Raw genomic sequence first — 16,804 nt, 5'->3', positions numbered from 1 at the left:
GGCAGCTCCTATGGATTGGCAACCGCATATCACTGTCGCAACCGTGATCGAGAATCAGGGCCGCTTCCTGCTGGTGGAAGAACTCAAGGCAGGCCGTCTCGTACTCAATCAGCCTGCCGGGCACCTGGAAGCCAACGAAAATCTGCGAGAGGCAGCCGTGCGGGAAACCCTCGAAGAAACCGGTTGGGATGTCGAGCTCACCGGTGTCATCGGCATTTACCTGTACACCGCGCCCAGCAATGGCGTGACCTATCAGCGCGTCTGTTTCGCGGCCAAAGCGCTGCAGCATGATCCACAGCGCACGCTCGATGAGGGTATCGTCGCAGCCCGGTGGTTGAGCCGCGAAGAGCTGGCCGAGCAGCCGGACCGCTGGCGCAGCGAGCTGGTGCCCCGCTGCATCGATGATTACCTGAGCGGCCCCCTGCATTCGCTTGAAGTGATTCGCAACTGATCACGGCTTCGTCAGCCAGCGGCTGGCCTGTTAGAATTGCGCCCCCTTGCAAAACCTCAGCGTATTCCTATGTCTGTAACGACCCTAACCGCCCCGGAAAAAACTCGCGTAATCGTTGGCATGTCCGGCGGAGTGGATTCTTCCGTTTCGGCCCTCCTGCTGCTCGAGCAGGGCTACCAGGTCGAAGGCCTGTTCATGAAGAACTGGGAAGAGGACGATGGCACGGAATACTGCACTGCCAAAGAAGACCTTGCCGATGCCCAGGCCGTCTGCGATCGGATCGGCATCAAGCTGCACACGGCCAACTTCGCAGCCGAGTACTGGGACAACGTCTTCGAGCACTTCCTTGCTGAGTACAAGGCCGGGCGCACACCGAACCCGGATATCCTCTGCAATCGCGAAATCAAGTTCAAGGCGTTCCTCGATTACGCACTGATGCTCGGCGCCGACCTGATCGCCACGGGTCATTACGTCCGTCGCCGTGACCGTGACGGACGCAGCGAGCTGCTCAAGGGGCTGGACCCGAACAAGGACCAGAGCTACTTCCTGCATGCGGTCGGCGGCGAGCAGCTAGGCAAGACGCTGTTTCCCGTTGGCGAGCTGGAAAAGCCAGCAGTCCGCGCGATCGCGGAGAAGTACGACCTCGCTACGGCGAAAAAGAAAGATTCCACCGGCATCTGCTTCATCGGCGAGCGGCGCTTCAGCGACTTCCTCAAGCAGTATCTTCCGGCGCAGCCGGGCAACATCGAAACCGTCGACGGCGAAGTGATCGGCCGCCACCATGGTTTGATGTATCACACCATTGGCCAGCGCCAGGGGCTGGGGATAGGCGGCTTGAAAGATGCATCGGACGAGCCCTGGTACGTCTTGAGCAAAGACCTGCAGCGCAATGCGCTGGTGGTCGGCCAGGGCAACGACCATCCATGGCTGTTTTCCCGCGCCCTGCTAGCATCCGAAATCTACTGGGTGAACCCCATCGACCTCAGCACGCCACTCAAGCTGACCGCCAAGGTTCGTTATCGCCAGAGCGATCAAGCCTGCACGCTGGAAAAGACCGCAGAGGGTTACCGGGCCGTGTTCGAGGCACCACAACGGGCGGTAACACCGGGCCAGTCGGTCGTGTTCTACGACGGCGAAATCTGTCTGGGTGGCGGCGTGATCGAGCAGGCCGAGCCTTGGTTCGAGGGCCGCCCATGAAGGCGCTGGATGAGCAGCTGATCGCGCTTGGTGCGGTGTTCGAAGCCGCAACGCTGGTAGATCGCATTGCACGCACCGGCCAAGTGCCGAACGCCTCACTTGCCTGCATGCTCGGCAGCCTGCTGGCGCGCAATCCGCAAACCACGCTGGAGATCTATGGCGGCGACGATCTCAACCTGCGTGATGGCTACCGCGCGCTGGTTGGCGCACTGGAGCGCGACAGCAGCACGCTGCAGCGCGAGCCGCTACGTTACGCACTGGCAATGATCGGCCTGGAGCGCCAGCTGGACAAACGTGATGACATGCTTCAGGTCATCGGCAGCCGTCTGGACCAGATCCAGCAGCAGGTCGAGCACTTCGGCATCACCCACGAGAACGTCGTCGCCTCGTTCGGCGGGCTATATCAGGACACCTTGAGTACCTTCCGCCAACGCATCCAGGTTCAGGGCGATATGCGTCACCTGCAGCAGACGGACAATGCGGCCAAGATTCGCGCCCTGCTGCTTTCCGGCATCCGCTCGGCGCGCCTCTGGCGCCAGCTCGGCGGGCATCGCTGGCAGCTCATCTTCAGCCGTCGCAAGTTGCTCGATGCGCTCTATCCAAGGCTTCGCTCCACTCAGGGCGAGGACCATTAACCGCAGCGAATGTGCCGGGCTCAGCCGGTGCATTCGTGTATAATCTGCGCCCTCTTTTCGTTGCCTGACTGTCCGAGAATGCCCTCTATGCAGCTTTCCTCGCTCACGGCGGTTTCCCCCGTCGATGGCCGCTACGCCGGCAAAACCAGCGCCCTGCGCCCGATCTTCAGCGAATTCGGCTTGATCCGCTGCCGTGTTCAGGTCGAAGTCCGCTGGCTCCAGCGCCTCGCTGCTCATCCAGGCGTTCCGGAAGTTGCGCCCTTCTCCAGCGAAGCCAATGCCGTGCTGAATCAGTTGGCCGAGAACTTCCAGCTGGAACATGCCGAGCGCGTCAAGGAGTTCGAGCGCACCACCAACCATGACGTCAAAGCAGTTGAGTACCTGCTCAAGGAGCAGGCCAAGCAGCTGCCCGAACTGGCCAAGGTCAACGAGTTCATCCACTTCGCCTGTACCAGCGAAGACATCAACAACCTCTCCCATGCGCTGATGCTTCGCGAAGGGCGCGACAGCGTCCTGCTGCCGCTGATGCGCCAGGTCGCCGAATCGATCCGCAGCCTCGCGGTGCAGTTCGCTGACGTGCCGATGCTATCGCGCACCCATGGCCAACCCGCGTCGCCGACCACGCTTGGAAAAGAGCTGGCGAACGTCGTTTACCGCCTGGAGCGTCAGATTGCGCAGGTTGCAGCCGTTCCGCTGCTGGGCAAGATCAACGGCGCCGTGGGCAACTACAACGCCCATCTGAGCGCTTATCCGGATATCGACTGGGAAGCCAACGCGCGCGAGTTCATCGAAGGTGACCTCGGCCTGACCTGGAACCCCTACACGACGCAGATCGAGCCGCACGACTACATCGCCGAGCTGTTCGACGCCATTGCGCGTTTCAACACCATTCTCATCGACTTCGACCGCGACGTGTGGGGCTACATCTCCCTCGGCTACTTCAAGCAGAAGACCGTAGCGGGCGAGATCGGCTCGTCCACCATGCCGCACAAGGTCAACCCGATCGACTTCGAAAACTCCGAAGGCAATCTCGGCATCGCCAACGCGCTGTTCCAGCATCTGGCGAGCAAGCTGCCGATTTCCCGCTGGCAGCGTGACCTGACTGACTCCACCGTGCTGCGCAATCTCGGCGTCGGCTTCGCCCACAGCGTCATCGCCTACGAAGCCAGCCTCAAGGGTATTGGCAAACTCGAGCTTAACGCGGCCCGCATCGCCGAAGACCTCGACGCCTGCTGGGAAGTGCTGGCTGAGCCGGTGCAGACCGTCATGCGCCGCTACGCCGTGGAGAACGCCTACGAGAAGCTGAAGGACCTGACCCGCGGCAAAGGCATCACGCCAGACGCCCTGCAGGCGTTCATCGACGGCCTCGACATTCCGGCTGAAGCCAAGGCTGAGCTGCGCAAGCTGACCCCGGCCAACTACATCGGCAACGCAGTTGCGCAGGCCAAGCGCATCTGAGCGAACCCATGCATGCACGCCCGGCTGTGCCGGGCGTTTTTATTTTCAGCTCTGTATATAGAGCAAGGTGTTACGCATGACTTCTGACATTCCACTTCAAATCCTGGGCGGCATCAGCGCCCGGGAATTTCTGCGCGACTACTGGCAGAAGAAACCTCTTCTCATCCGCCAAGCCATTCCGGACTTCCAAAGCCCCATCTCCCCAGACGAGCTGGCCGGCCTCTCGCTGGAAGAGGAAGTCGAATCCCGCCTTGTCATCGAACACGGCGAAAGCCCTTGGGAGCTTCGCCGTGGCCCATTTGCCGAGGACACCTATCAGCAGCTTCCCGAGCGCGACTGGACCCTGCTGGTGCAAGCCGTGGATCAGCTGGTGCCGGATGTTGCCGACCTGATCGAACACTTCCGTTTCCTCCCCAACTGGCGCATCGATGACGTGATGATCAGCTATGCCGCCCCGGGCGGCGGCGTCGGTCCGCATTTCGACAATTACGACGTGTTCCTGCTACAAGCGCATGGACAGCGCCGCTGGCGCATCGGGCAGATGTGCGACAGCGACAGTCCGATGCTCGCCCATGGCGATCTGCGGATTCTTGCCGACTTCCAGGGTACTGATGAGTGGGTATTGGAGCCTGGCGACATGCTTTACCTGCCCCCCCGCCTCGCCCATTTCGGCACAGCCGAAGATGCCTGCATGACCTATTCGGTCGGCTTCCGCGCACCGAGCGCAGCGGAGGTTCTGACTCACTTCACCGATTTCCTTGCGCAGTTCCTGCCCGACGAAGACCGCTACAGCGACGCCGATCTGCAGCCGACCGACGATCCGTACCAGATTCAGAGCGATGCACTGGATCGTCTGAAAGCACTGCTCACCGAACATATGAGCGACGAACGCCTGTTGCTGACCTGGTTTGGCCAGTTCATGACAGAACCTCGCTATCCCGAGCGTGTAGAAGGTCCTGGCATCGACGAAGCCGATTTGCTTTCCGCCCTTGAAGATGGCGCCCTGCTGGTCCGCAACCCCGCTGCTCGCCTGGCCTGGAGCGAAGTGGATATCGGACTGCTACTGTTTGCCAGCGGACAAAGTCGGTTGCTGCCTGCCGGCCTGCGTGAATTGCTCAAGCTGATTTGCTCGGCAGATGCGCTGCATGCCGAGAACGTGGGCGCTTGGCTGAGCGACGATGATGGGCGTAGCCTTTTGTGCGAACTGGTCAAACAAGGAAGTCTGGAGTTTGCTGATGAATAGCGTTCAGGTACGGATTGCCGACTGGCAGCAGGATAATGCCGAGCTACGGCGTATCCGTGAGGCAGTTTTCATTGCCGAGCAGGCTGTTCCGCCCGAGCAGGAATGGGACGCCGATGATGCTGACGCTATCCATTTTCTCGCTTTGGAAGGTGACTATCCAATCGGCACCGCCCGGCTGCTAGCCGATGGCCAGATCGGACGGGTAGCAGTGCTGCGCGACTGGCGCGGCATGAACGTCGGCGATGCGCTGATGCGTGCGGTCATTGCCGAGGCCGAACGCCGCGGCCTAGCTGAACAGAAGTTGACGGCTCAGGTTCATGCCACCGCATTCTATGAGCGGCTTGGTTTCGAAGTCGTCAGCGACGAGTTTCTCGAAGCCGGCATTCCCCATGTCGACATGCTCCGCCGCAGCCACTGAGCCCTCATGAGCGATAACGCCTCGGACGAACAAGAAGATCAGGCCGAACTTCCGGCCATCGACTTCCATTCCCCGGGGCGTTTCTCAGTGCATAACCCTCAGGCTGATATCCCCGAGCCCGAGACTTGGGACGTCGCGTCCTTTCAGTTAGGCCAAAGCGCCCCACTGCAAAGTTTCAGCAAACCCATCGAGGTTCGCCAGCATGCATTGGCCATGCTGCAGCAGACAAAGCGTTGCGTCTGCATCTTCACCACGGACCTCGAACCTTGGCTGTATCACCACAGCAGCGTCCAACAGGCGTGCACCCGCCTGCTGCTGTCTCATCCGCGCAACCAGCTGCGCATTCTGGTCGCCGATCCAACACGGGCGATCAAGGAAGGCCACCGCCTCCTTCAGCTAGCCCGTCGGCTCACCAGCAACCTGCATATTCGCAAGCTGAATCCCGACCATCCCGCGACCAGCGGCGCGTACCTCATCGCTGACGACTGCGGTCTATTGGAAAGGCCCAAGGCTGACCAGTACGCCGGATATGCCTTGTATCGTGACCTGGGTCGAGTGCGTATGCGCCAGGCAGAGTTCGACAAGGCGTGGGATCATGGGCTGTCGGATGCGAACTTACGGAGCTTTCTGCTATGACCCTTCGTACCTTGCTGTTGACCGCCTCGCTCAGTCTTTGCCTGCCACTACACGCAGCAACCGAGGTCATCCAGCTCAACAACCGCATGGCCGAGGATGTGATTCCCGTGGCCGAGTCTGTACTGGGCAATCAGGGTCGGGTCACAGCCTACGGCAATCAGCTGATCGTCAATGCACCTGACTCGATGATCAGCGAACTGCGGCGGGTAATCGATCAGCTGGACGTCGCGCCGAAGCGTCTGCTCATCAGCGTCGACACGCAGGACTCGGCAAGCAGCAGCGCAGGCGGTTATCAGGTCGATGGAAGCGTGCGTTCCGGTGACGTCGAGTTCGAAACCGGGCGCGGCGAGATCGCCGGTCGCGATCGGGTACGCATCATCCGTCGCAGTACCAACAGCCGAGATGGTGGAATTCAACAGGTGCAGGCCAGCGAGGGCTACCCAGCCCTGATTCAGGTTGGTCAAAGTGTGCCACTGACGACCCAGGGCACCGACGGTTACGGCCAGATTTACCAGCAGACGCAGTATCGCGACGTTCTTCGGGGCTTCTATGCCACTGCGACCGTCCACGGCGATCGGGTGCAGATCAGCATCAGCAGCACTCGTGATCGGCTCGCACAGGGCCGCAGCGGTGTGGTCGAGATGCAGAACGCCGATACCCGGGTCAGCGGTCGCGTCGGCGAGTGGATCACCATCGGCGGCATCGACGAAAGCGCGGACTCTGAACAGCGCGGCACGCTACGCCGCTATTCGACACAGAGCAGCCAGAATCTGTCGATGCGCCTGAAGGTCGATGTCCTGGACTGATAGCGGCCCCTTCTGCGCGACCCCAACGCGAGAATGTAGTGCCGCAAAAAAAACACTACAAAACGATTGACGATGCCTTTTCAGCGGAGCATTATTGCCCCGCTCCCGCTAACCAGGGGCCCTGGCAAGGGTCTCCGGGGCGTGCTCAAGCCAACCAGCCGAGCCGTTCCGTGACTGTACTGCCCACAAGGCGGACTGACGAGGTTGCGACTGGAACGAGTCGTCCTGAGGGACGGGGTAGCGATTGACGCATCAGCCAGACTGACCGCTTCTCGTTGTTGTAGCGCACACGGCAGCCACGCCGGCTGTGGGCGCAGCAACCGGAACCAGCCCGGCGATCGGATCCACCCTTCTCTTGGTTCAATCCTCGTCCCAGTCGATATTTCGACGCTCTGCCGCGTGTTGCCCGCAATGATCAGCGATAGCACGTAGGTTTCGGTGGGAAAAGTCGGTGCTCAACCACACTTATTTTGAAGGATTGAACATGTCCGCATATCAAGACGACATCAAGGCAGTTGCCGCCCTGAAAGAGCAATACGGCAGCAGCTGGGCCGCTATCAACCCTGAGTCCGTCGCTCGCATGCGCGCCCAGAACCGCTTCAAGACCGGTCTGGAAATTGCTCAGTACACCGCCGACATCATGCGCAAGGACATGGCCGAGTACGACGCCGACTCGTCCGTCTACACGCAGTCCCTCGGCTGCTGGCACGGCTTCATTGGTCAGCAGAAGCTGATCTCCATCAAGAAGCACCTGAAGACCACCAACAAGCGCTACCTCTACCTGTCCGGCTGGATGGTTGCTGCCCTGCGTTCCGAGTTCGGCCCGCTGCCGGACCAGTCCATGCACGAGAAGACCGCCGTTTCCGACCTGATCGAGGAGCTGTACACCTTCCTGCGTCAGGCTGACAGCCGCGAACTGGACCTGCTCTTCACCGCCCTGGATGCTGCTCGTGAAGCTGGCGACAACGCCAAGGCTGCCGAGATCCAGAATCAGATCGACAACTACGAAACCCACATCGTACCGATCATCGCCGACATCGATGCTGGCTTCGGTAACCCGGAAGCCACCTACCTGCTGGCCAAGCGCATGATCGAAGCTGGTGCGTGCTGCATCCAGATCGAAAACCAGGTATCCGACGAGAAGCAGTGCGGCCACCAGGACGGTAAAGTGACCGTTCCGCACGCCGACTTCCTCGCCAAGATCGCCGCCGTTCGCTACGCCTTCCTTGAGCTGGGCATCGACAACGGCGTGATCGTTGCGCGTACCGACTCCCTGGGTGCCGGCCTGACCAAGCAGATCGCTGTGACCAAAGAGCCGGGCGACCTGGGCGACCTGTACAACTCCTTCCTGGATTGCGAAGAAGTTTCCGAAGCCGCTCTGGGCAACGGCGACGTCGTCATCAAGCGCGAAGGCAAGCTGCTGCGTCCGAAGCGTCTGCCGTCCAACCTGTTCCAGTTCCGTGCTGGCACCGGTGAAGCGCGCTGCATACTGGACTGCATCACCTCGCTGCAGAACGGTGCTGACCTGCTGTGGATCGAAACCGAGAAGCCGCACGTTGGCCAGATCGCAGCCATGGTCGACGAAATCCGCAAGACCATCCCGAACGCCAAGCTGGTCTACAACAACAGCCCGTCGTTCAACTGGACTCTGAACTTCCGCCAGCAGGTGTTCGACGCATTCGTAGCCGAAGGCAAGGACGTTTCTGCTTACGACCGCGCCAAGCTGATGAGCGTCGAGTACGACGAAACCGAACTGGCCCAGGTTGCAGACGAGAAGATCCGTACCTTCCAGCGTGACGGTTCGGCTCACGCCGGCATCTTCCACCACCTGATCACCCTGCCGACCTACCACACCGCCGCGCTGTCGACCGACAACCTGGCCAAGGGCTACTTCGCCGACCAGGGCATGCTGGCCTACGTGAAGGGCGTTCAGCGTCAGGAACTGCGTCAGGGTATCGCCTGCGTCAAGCACCAGAACATGGCTGGTTCCGACATCGGCGACAACCACAAGGAGTACTTCGCTGGCGAAGCTGCTCTGAAGGCAAGCGGTAAAGACAACACCATGAACCAGTTCCACTAAGAACAGGTTCGCAGCTTCCAAAGCTGCGGTGTAGTGAAAAAGCCCCGGCACCTGTGCCGGGGCTTTTTTTTTCACAGCAGAAACGTTACATGCGCCTGCTCTTCGTCGGCCAAACGCACTACTGTCATTCTCTTGTCGCATATGCAATTTAGCGTCATGGCTCCGACAACAAATCGTTATGGAGCTGCGCCGTGATTACTGAGAACAAAGACATTCTGTTCGGCAACGGGGACGAGTTGCCCAGTAACCATTCAACGAATCCGCATATCCAGGAGGTGATCTCGATTGGTCGCCGCAAAGTACTCGCTGGCGGCGCAGCAATGGGCGCCTTGGCGTTTCTTGGCGCGTCGCTTCCCGGACTCGTACAAGCAGCCGAGCCTACGGCCCGGGAACTCAAGGATATTCCGTTCAAGCGCCGTACGCGCCTGCCCTTCACCCCGGTTGCAGTTACTCGCGCAGATGCCATCACGGTACCGGCCGGGTACTCCGCGACAACCTTCATCCCGTGGGGCACCCCTATTACCGGTCGCTATCCGGCCTGGCTCGAAGATGGCAGCAATAGCGCAGAAGATCAGGCTCAGCAGGTGGGCATGCATCACGATGGGATGCACTTCTTCCCGATGAACGCGAAACACGGCGGGCGCCAGAGCGACCACGGCTTGCTGGTCCTCAATCACGAGTATATCGACGCTCCCCTGCTCCACCGCAACGGCCCAACGGTGGTAGACGGCAAGCGCACCAATGTAGACGAAGTGCGTAAAGAAATTAACGCGCATGGCGTATCCGTCGTGGAAATCCGCCGCGGCCCACGAGGCGAATGGTCGGTACTGCCGACCGCCCGAAATCGCCGCATTACCGGCGCCACCCCGATGCGCATCGAAGGCCCGGCCAGTGGTCATGCGCTGATGCGTACGCGCTATAGCCCGAGCGGGACGTCGACCCGAGGTACCCTCAACAACTGCGCCAACGGCCACACGCCGTGGGGCACTTATCTGACCTGCGAGGAGAACTGGGCTGGTTACTTCGCCACCGCCGACAGTGAAACCCCACGCGAGCTCAGCCGTTATGGCATACGCGGCAGCGGCCGCTACGGCTGGGAGACAGTCGCGGGCGATGAGTTCGAGCGGTTCAATGCGACACGGATGGCCGAGGCTCCGCAGGAGGACTATCGCAACGAGCCAAACACCTTCGGCTGGGTAGTTGAGATAGACCCGTTCGACCCCAATTCAACCCCGGTGAAGCACACGGCGCTGGGTCGTTTCGCCCACGAAGGGCTGGTGTTCGCCCCAGTCAAGCCAGGTCGCCCCGTCGTCTGCTACTCGGGAGACGACTCGCAGAACGAGTACATCTACAAGTACGTCAGTCGCGACAAGTACCGACCGCAACGCAGCGATGGACGCCTGCTGGACGACGGCATCCTCTATGTGGCGCGTTTCAACGCCGACGGGAGTGGCGACTGGCTTGCGCTGGACCATGCAGACCCAGCGTTCCAGCGGGCCTGCGATGCTGCCGACGTGAAGTTCGCTGACCAAGGTGAAGTCCTGATCAACACCCGCCTGGCAGCAGACATCGTCGGCGCAACCAAGATGGACCGACCGGAGTGGGGTGCGGTGAACCCTGATACGGGCGAAGTCTACTTCACCCTCACCAACAACAGCGGCCGTCAGGAAGCCGACGCTTCCAACCCGCGGGCACCGAACCCGTTTGGTCATATCATCCGGTGGCGCGAGGAGAGCCGCGACTTCGCTGGAACGCGATTCAGCTGGGACCTCTATCTTCTCGCTGGCCCTCAGGAAAACAGCCGCAGTCCGAAAGGGAAACCACTCGACGACAGCAGCATCATGGCCAGCCCGGACGGGCTATGGTTCGATGACGAAGGCCGTCTATGGATTCAGACCGACATGAGCGGCAGCCAGCTGAGCGCAGGGCCATTTGGTAACAACCAGATGCTGGTATCCGACCCCAAAACCGGCGAGACCAAGCGGTTCCTGGTCGGACCCAAGGGCGCAGAGGTGACGGGGATCACAGCGACACCTGATTTCCGAACCCTATTCGTCAATATTCAACATCCCGGCGAAGGCTCGACGGCAACGAACTACACGAGCACTTGGCCGGACGGCCCGGGCCGCAGGCCACGTTCCGCGACCGTCATCATTACGCGTGAAGACGGCAAGCGCCTGATGTGATCGCTTAGGGGCTGGCTCACGCCGGCCCCTTTTCCCTTGAAGCCCTGTCCAGCTGCGCCATGTCAGACTCTTCAGGCGAAGTGAAAAGGCCCCAGGTAGAGATGAACAGTGCGGCCACCAATGGGCCGATAACAAAACCGTTCAATCCGAACAAAGCCAGCCCCCCCAACGTCGAAATGAGCACGACGTAGTCCGGCATTTTGGTGTCCTTGCCGACCAGAATGGGCCTGAGGATATTGTCTACCAGGCCAATCACCAAGATTCCGTAAAGCGTCAGTACCACGCCTTGCCAGATCGCTCCGGTCATCAGGAAATAGATCGCTACGGGCGTCCAGATCAGGCCCGCCCCCACCGCCGGCAACAACGACAGAAACGCCATCAGCACACCCCAGAGCAAGGCGCCTGATATCCCGAGCACGGCGAAGATAATTCCGCCCAGCGCCCCTTGGGTAATGGCTACGACAATATTGCCCTTGACCGTCGCTCGCACCACACGCGTGAACTTGTTGAACAACCGCCGCTTCTGCGCATCGCTGAGCGGAATGGCCTTTCTGATTCGTGCAACCAGCTCACGGCCATCCCGGATGAAGAAGAACAACAGGTAAAGCATCACGAAAAAGCTGATCAGAAACTGAAACGTACCCTGACCAAAGCTGAATGCCTTCGTCGCAAGGAACTGACTTCCCTCCAGGGCCCCGGACGCAAGCCGCTCACGCATCGATTCAAGATCCCCGAAACCGAAACGCTGCAACTGCAGTTGCACTGACTGAGGCAGCAGATCCCGCAAACGCGCTACCCAGCTGCCGATATCCAGCTCCCCGCTTTCGATCTGCTTGTAGAGAGTCGCGCCCTCCTGAACCAGCATCCCCGTAGTCAGGATGACAGGAAGAACGGCCACCAGCAGACAGACCAGCAGCGTGACGAACGCTGCCAGATTCCGTCGCTGATTGAGGCGCCGGTGTAGGTATCGCTGTAGGGGAGCGAAAATGATTGCGAGGATGACGGCCCAGAAAACTGCGCCGTAGAACGGCAATAGAATCCAGCCAAACGCGAGAGAAACCACCACGAGCAGTGCAAGAAAGACTTTTTGCTCGAGCGTCGAATTGACCATTGTTGACCCTGCCGCTGCGTTCAGTACTGTTTAGTCAACGGGCAGCGGTACGAGTGCGGGTCAGGCGATCAATCGATGTCGGGCCGTCAGCAAGCGGACGGCCCTAATCTGAACTCCGCGACGTTACAGGGTCATCGCCGCTAGCCAGCCGAAAGCCAACAATGGGAGGTTGTAGTGCAGGAAGGTCGGCACGACCGTGTCCCAGATATGGTTATGCTGACCATCTGCGTTCAGACCGGCAGTTGGCCCAAGAGTGGAGTCGGATGCCGGCGAACCGCCGTCTCCCAAAGCGCCTGCGGTTCCGACCAGGCTGACGATCGCCAGCGGGCTGAACCCTAGCTCCACGCCAAGCGGGACAAAGATCGCGGCGATGATCGGCACGGTAGAGAACGACGAGCCGATGCCGATGGTGACCAGTAAGCCGACCAGGAGCATCAGCAATGCACCAACAGCCTTGCTGTTTCCGATCCATTGAGTCGATGCATCTACCAGCAACTTCACCTCGCCGGTTTCACGCATCACTTCGGCAAACCCAGCGGCTGCAATCATGATGAAACCGATCATGGCCATCATCTTCATGCCATCAGTGAAAAGATCATCTGCCTCCCGCCAGCGCACTACGCCCGATACAGAGAAAATGACAAATCCCACGAGCGCACCGAGGATCATTGAGTCCAGCCACAGCTGGATCACGAATGCTGCCGCAACGGCTACCGCCGCTACCAACAGCGTCAGCGGGCTGTAGCTGACAGTACTCTTTTCAACCTGCTCGATCCGCGCAAGGTCATACTCGCGAGGTTTGCGATAACTGTAGAAAGCCACCACTAGACCCGCGACCATCCCCATCGCGGGGATAAACATCGCCTGCGTAACTTTGATACCGGTGACATCCACCCCACTCTTCGCAACGTTCGCCAACAAAATCTCGTTCAGGAAGATATTGCCGAACCCGACTGGGAGAAACATATAAGGGGTAATGAGGCCAAATGCGAGAACACAGGCAATCAAACGCCTATCCATCTTCATCTTCGACAGCACGAAAAGGAGCGGCGGAACCAGAAGCGGAATAAACGCAATATGGATAGGCAGAATATTCTGCGAAGACACGGCTACGGCAAGCAGCAAACCAATCATCAGCCACTTAATGGCGCCGGCACCCTGCGTACCTTGCTTGCCAACCAGGTTCAGCGCCTTGTCCGCGAGGGCGTGCGCAAGGCCGCTTTTCCCGATAGCCACGGCGAAAGCGCCGAGCAAGGCGTAAGACAATGCAACCGTTGCCCCGCCGCCAAGCCCCTTATTGAACGCGGCGAGACTGCCCTCGATGCCCAATCCACCGATCAAACCGCCGGCCAGCGCTCCTGCAATAAGCGCAACCACTACATGCACGCGGCATAGACTCAGGATCAGCATGATGCCGACTGCCGCAACAACTGCGTTCATTCGAATTCTCCATAGAAACGACCTGGGTCGCGTGAAAAGCGCCGTACTCTGCTACAACGAAGCGAAAGAGTCAAAAACAGGGGGTTCGAACAGCACGCCAATACTGGGCAGGCTCGATTGCTTCGCCTCTGCTTATATTTCGACGCTGGATTTGGATAGCCTCTACGACTCATTGAAGACTTTAAATCCATAGCGACTATCCAGCCCGGCAAAAGACATTAATCGCCTTGGTACTCGCAGCCACTGGTACAAGTTTCATGAATACGGATACGCGAAAGCTCTGGAAGCAAAGGCTTGAGCTCGTTCCAAATCCATTTCGCCAAGTTCTCGCTGGTGGGATTTTCCAAACCCGGAATGTCATTTAGGTAATTATGATCAAGCAATTCGTACAACGGCTTGAATATCGTTTTGATTTCGCCGAAGTCGCGAATCCAACCCGTATGCGGGTCAACCGGACCGCTGATGTAGAGAGCTACTCGAAACGAATGGCCGTGTAAACGTCCACATTTGTGCCCCTGCGGTACGTGAGGCAGGCGGTGCGCTGATTCGAACGTAAACTCTTTGAAGATTTCCACGATATCCACTCGCATTCTGGTCACTGAATCGAGGCGCGATTCTACGCGCTTTGACGAGCTGACACATGCACCACCCGCCGTGAGGCCGTGACAGGCAACCGGCAATCGAATTAATTAAGTGGTTCTAGGGGCTCTGGTTGATGACGCGGGTTCGCGAACACCTAGCGACGGTCGGTGTTGACCTGCTTATACAGCGGCCGGCGCGAAGCCGAACGAGGGCGACCTATAGCTACGACAACAGGTCAAGCACGGGGGCAACAATATGAATGCGGCCCATCGACGTCCGATACGAGTACCAAAGACGACCTGTAGGTCGCTGCACGGCTTGTAGAGCAGCCATCCCCTGTCGGCAACGTCCGACACCATCACTGGCGCTATTTGAAGTAATAGCTTGGACTTGGATACAGCCGCACACGGCCCTTCTGGTGAGGCGCGGCCTATTCCTCCCTCCCAACCCGAGCGGGTTGAAACCGGCCTCAAGCACCCAACACATCTCAAGCCTAAGTGCCTGCTGCGGTTTTCCTGAGCTCAAAAGCAAACCCCCGACCCGCTTTCGCGGATCGGGGGTTTGGGAAAGGAGCTTGACGATGACCTACTCTCACATGGGGAAACCCCACACTACCATCGGCGATGCGTCGTTTCACTACTGAGTTCGGGATGGGATCAGGTGGTTCCAACGCTCTATGGTCGTCAAGCAATTCAGTTGCTGCCTCGGGGTTTAGCCGCTGCAGCCAATTGGGTATGTGATTGAATCGGTATTGCGTGTTCGTGCAGATTTTCGGCTTTACTGTCGACTTTCCGTCTAACAGCCAAATTGTTTGGGTGTTATATGGTCAAGCCTCACGGGCAATTAGTATTGGTTAGCTCAACGCCTCACAGCGCTTACACACCCAACCTATCAACGTCGTAGTCTTCGACGGCCCTTCAGGGAGCTCAAGGCTCCAGTGAGATCTCATCTTGAGGCAAGTTTCCCGCTTAGATGCTTTCAGCGGTTATCTCTTCCGAACGTAGCTACCCGGCAATGCCACTGGCGTGACAACCGGAACACCAGAGGTTCGTCCACTCCGGTCCTCTCGTACTAGGAGCAGCCCCTCTCAAATCTCAAACGTCCACGGCAGATAGGGACCGAACTGTCTCACGACGTTCTAAACCCAGCTCGCGTACCACTTTAAATGGCGAACAGCCATACCCTTGGGACCGGCTTCAGCCCCAGGATGTGATGAGCCGACATCGAGGTGCCAAACACCGCCGTCGATATGAACTCTTGGGCGGTATCAGCCTGTTATCCCCGGAGTACCTTTTATCCGTTGAGCGATGGCCCTTCCATACAGAACCACCGGATCACTAAGACCTACTTTCGTACCTGCTCGACGTGTCTGTCTCGCAGTCAAGCGCGCTTTTGCCTTTATACTCTACGACCGATTTCCGACCGGTCTGAGCGCACCTTCGTACTCCTCCGTTACTCTTTAGGAGGAGACCGCCCCAGTCAAACTACCCACCATACACTGTCCTCGATCCGGATAACGGACCAGAGTTAGAACCTCAAAGTTGCCAGGGTGGTATTTCAAGGATGGCTCCACGCGAACTGGCGTCCACGCTTCAAAGCCTCCCACCTATCCTACACAAGCAAATTCAAAGTCCAGTGCAAAGCTATAGTAAAGGTTCACGGGGTCTTTCCGTCTAGCCGCGGATACACTGCATCTTCACAGCGATTTCAATTTCACTGAGTCTCGGGTGGAGACAGCGCCGCCATCGTTACGCCATTCGTGCAGGTCGGAACTTACCCGACAAGGAATTTCGCTACCTTAGGACCGTTATAGTTACGGCCGCCGTTTACCGGGGCTTCGATCAAGAGCTTCGCTTGCGCTAACCCCATCAATTAACCTTCCGGCACCGGGCAGGCGTCACACCCTATACGTCCACTTTCGTGTTTGCAGAGTGCTGTGTTTTTAATAAACAGTCGCAGCGGCCTGGTATCTTCGACCGGCATGGGCTTACGTAGTAAATACTTCACCCTCACCGGCGCACCTTCTCCCGAAGTTACGGTGCCATTTTGCCTAGTTCCTTCACCCGAGTTCTCTCAAGCGCCTTGGTATTCTCTACCCAACCACCTGTGTCGGTTTGGGGTACGGTTCCTAGTTACCTGAAGCTTAGAGGCTTTTCCTGGAAGCATGGCATCAACCACTTCGCTTTCTAAAAGAAAGCTCGTCATCAGCTCTCGGCATTAAGATCCCGGATTTACCTAAGATCTCTGCCTACCACCTTAAACAAGGACAACCAACGCCTTGCTGGCCTAGCCTTCTCCGTCCCCCCATCGCAGTAACTAGAAGTACGGGAATATTAACCCGTTTCCCATCGACTACGCTCTTCAGCCTCGCCTTAGGGACCGACTCACCCTGCGTCGATTAACGTTGCGCAGGAACCCTTGGTCTTTCGGCGTGCGAGTTTTTCACTCGCATTGTCGTTACTCATGTCAGCATTCGCACTTCTGATACCTCCAGCCAGCTTCTCAACTGACCTTCACAGGCTTACAGAACGCTCCTCTACCGCTCAACTTGCGTTGAACCC

13 protein-coding genes and 2 rRNA genes (1 of these 15 only partly in view) are annotated in these 16,804 nt (G+C 58.8%); 10 read left to right on the top strand and 5 right to left on the bottom strand.

The features are described from left to right. Nucleotides 1-10: 10 nt before the first annotated feature. From PSEST_RS09865 to PSEST_RS09820, 10 genes are all read left to right on the top strand, one after another. Nucleotides 11-451 (top strand): NUDIX hydrolase, encoded by a 441-nt coding sequence (locus PSEST_RS09865; RefSeq protein ID WP_015276846.1) that lies wholly within the window; start codon nt 11-13, stop codon nt 449-451. A 69-nt stretch (nt 452-520) separates the two neighbouring features. Beyond that, entirely contained in the window at nt 521-1,648 is a 1,128-nt protein-coding gene (gene mnmA, locus PSEST_RS09860; RefSeq protein WP_015276845.1) for a tRNA 2-thiouridine(34) synthase MnmA, read from the top strand. Next, a complete protein-coding gene (hflD, locus tag PSEST_RS09855) occupies nt 1,645-2,283 on the top strand; it encodes a high frequency lysogenization protein HflD (protein WP_015276844.1) in 639 nt (212 codons plus the stop codon). The genes mnmA and hflD overlap by 4 nt, the downstream gene beginning before the upstream one ends. A gap of 87 nt (nt 2,284-2,370) precedes the next feature. Next, nucleotides 2,371-3,741 carry an adenylosuccinate lyase gene (gene purB, locus PSEST_RS09850; protein ID WP_015276843.1) on the top strand — a complete coding sequence of 457 codons (1,371 nt, stop codon included), beginning with the start codon at nt 2,371-2,373 and terminating at the stop codon, nt 3,739-3,741. A gap of 76 nt (nt 3,742-3,817) precedes the next feature. Then, a complete protein-coding gene (locus PSEST_RS09845; protein WP_015276842.1) occupies nt 3,818-4,984 on the top strand; it encodes a JmjC domain-containing protein in 1,167 nt (388 codons plus the stop codon). Then, nucleotides 4,977-5,402, top strand: a complete 426-nt coding sequence (locus PSEST_RS09840; protein ID WP_015276841.1) for a GNAT family N-acetyltransferase — start codon at nt 4,977-4,979, stop codon at nt 5,400-5,402. Before PSEST_RS09845 ends, PSEST_RS09840 begins: the two co-directional genes overlap by 8 nt. A 6-nt stretch (nt 5,403-5,408) precedes the next feature. After that, nucleotides 5,409-6,038: a hypothetical protein gene (locus tag PSEST_RS09835; protein ID WP_015276840.1), complete on the top strand. Its 630-nt coding sequence runs from the start codon at nt 5,409-5,411 to the stop codon at nt 6,036-6,038. Next, the gene (locus tag PSEST_RS09830; protein WP_015276839.1) at nt 6,035-6,844 is read left to right on the top strand and encodes a secretin N-terminal domain-containing protein; all 810 of its coding nucleotides are present in this window, start codon (nt 6,035-6,037) and stop codon (nt 6,842-6,844) included. The genes PSEST_RS09835 and PSEST_RS09830 overlap by 4 nt, the downstream gene beginning before the upstream one ends. 484 nt (nt 6,845-7,328) lie before the next feature. Next, the gene (locus tag PSEST_RS09825) at nt 7,329-8,924 is read left to right on the top strand and encodes an isocitrate lyase (RefSeq protein WP_015276838.1); all 1,596 of its coding nucleotides are present in this window, start codon (nt 7,329-7,331) and stop codon (nt 8,922-8,924) included. 191 nt (nt 8,925-9,115) lie between these two features. Then, nucleotides 9,116-11,110: a PhoX family protein gene (locus PSEST_RS09820; RefSeq protein WP_015276837.1), complete on the top strand. Its 1,995-nt coding sequence runs from the start codon at nt 9,116-9,118 to the stop codon at nt 11,108-11,110. Between the two features lie 16 nt (nt 11,111-11,126). Here PSEST_RS09820 and PSEST_RS09815 read toward each other — a convergent pair whose 3' ends face one another. From PSEST_RS09815 to PSEST_RS09795, 5 genes are all read right to left on the bottom strand, one after another. Next, the gene (locus PSEST_RS09815; RefSeq protein WP_015276836.1) at nt 11,127-12,221 is read right to left on the bottom strand and encodes an AI-2E family transporter; all 1,095 of its coding nucleotides are present in this window, start codon (nt 12,219-12,221) and stop codon (nt 11,127-11,129) included. 123 nt (nt 12,222-12,344) lie between these two features. Next, entirely contained in the window at nt 12,345-13,661 is a 1,317-nt protein-coding gene (locus PSEST_RS09810) for a Na+/H+ antiporter family protein (RefSeq protein ID WP_015276835.1), read from the bottom strand. 218 nt (nt 13,662-13,879) lie between these two features. Beyond that, complete coding sequence (queD, locus tag PSEST_RS09805) at nt 13,880-14,236, bottom strand: 6-carboxytetrahydropterin synthase QueD (protein WP_177412699.1); 357 nt, start codon at nt 14,234-14,236, stop codon at nt 13,880-13,882. A 579-nt stretch (nt 14,237-14,815) separates the two neighbouring features. Continuing rightward, nucleotides 14,816-14,931 (bottom strand): 5S ribosomal RNA (gene rrf / locus PSEST_RS09800). Nucleotides 14,932-15,065: 134 nt separating this feature from the next. Continuing rightward, nucleotides 15,066-16,804, bottom strand: a 23S ribosomal RNA gene (locus tag PSEST_RS09795) (it continues 1,152 nt past the right edge of the window).

It is taken from the genome of Stutzerimonas stutzeri RCH2, from assembly GCF_000327065.1.
Classification (GTDB): Bacteria; Pseudomonadota; Gammaproteobacteria; order Pseudomonadales; family Pseudomonadaceae; genus Stutzerimonas; species Stutzerimonas stutzeri_AE.
The sequence above is the reverse complement of the archived record's forward strand: the minus strand, read 5'-3'. Positions and strand labels throughout refer to the sequence as shown.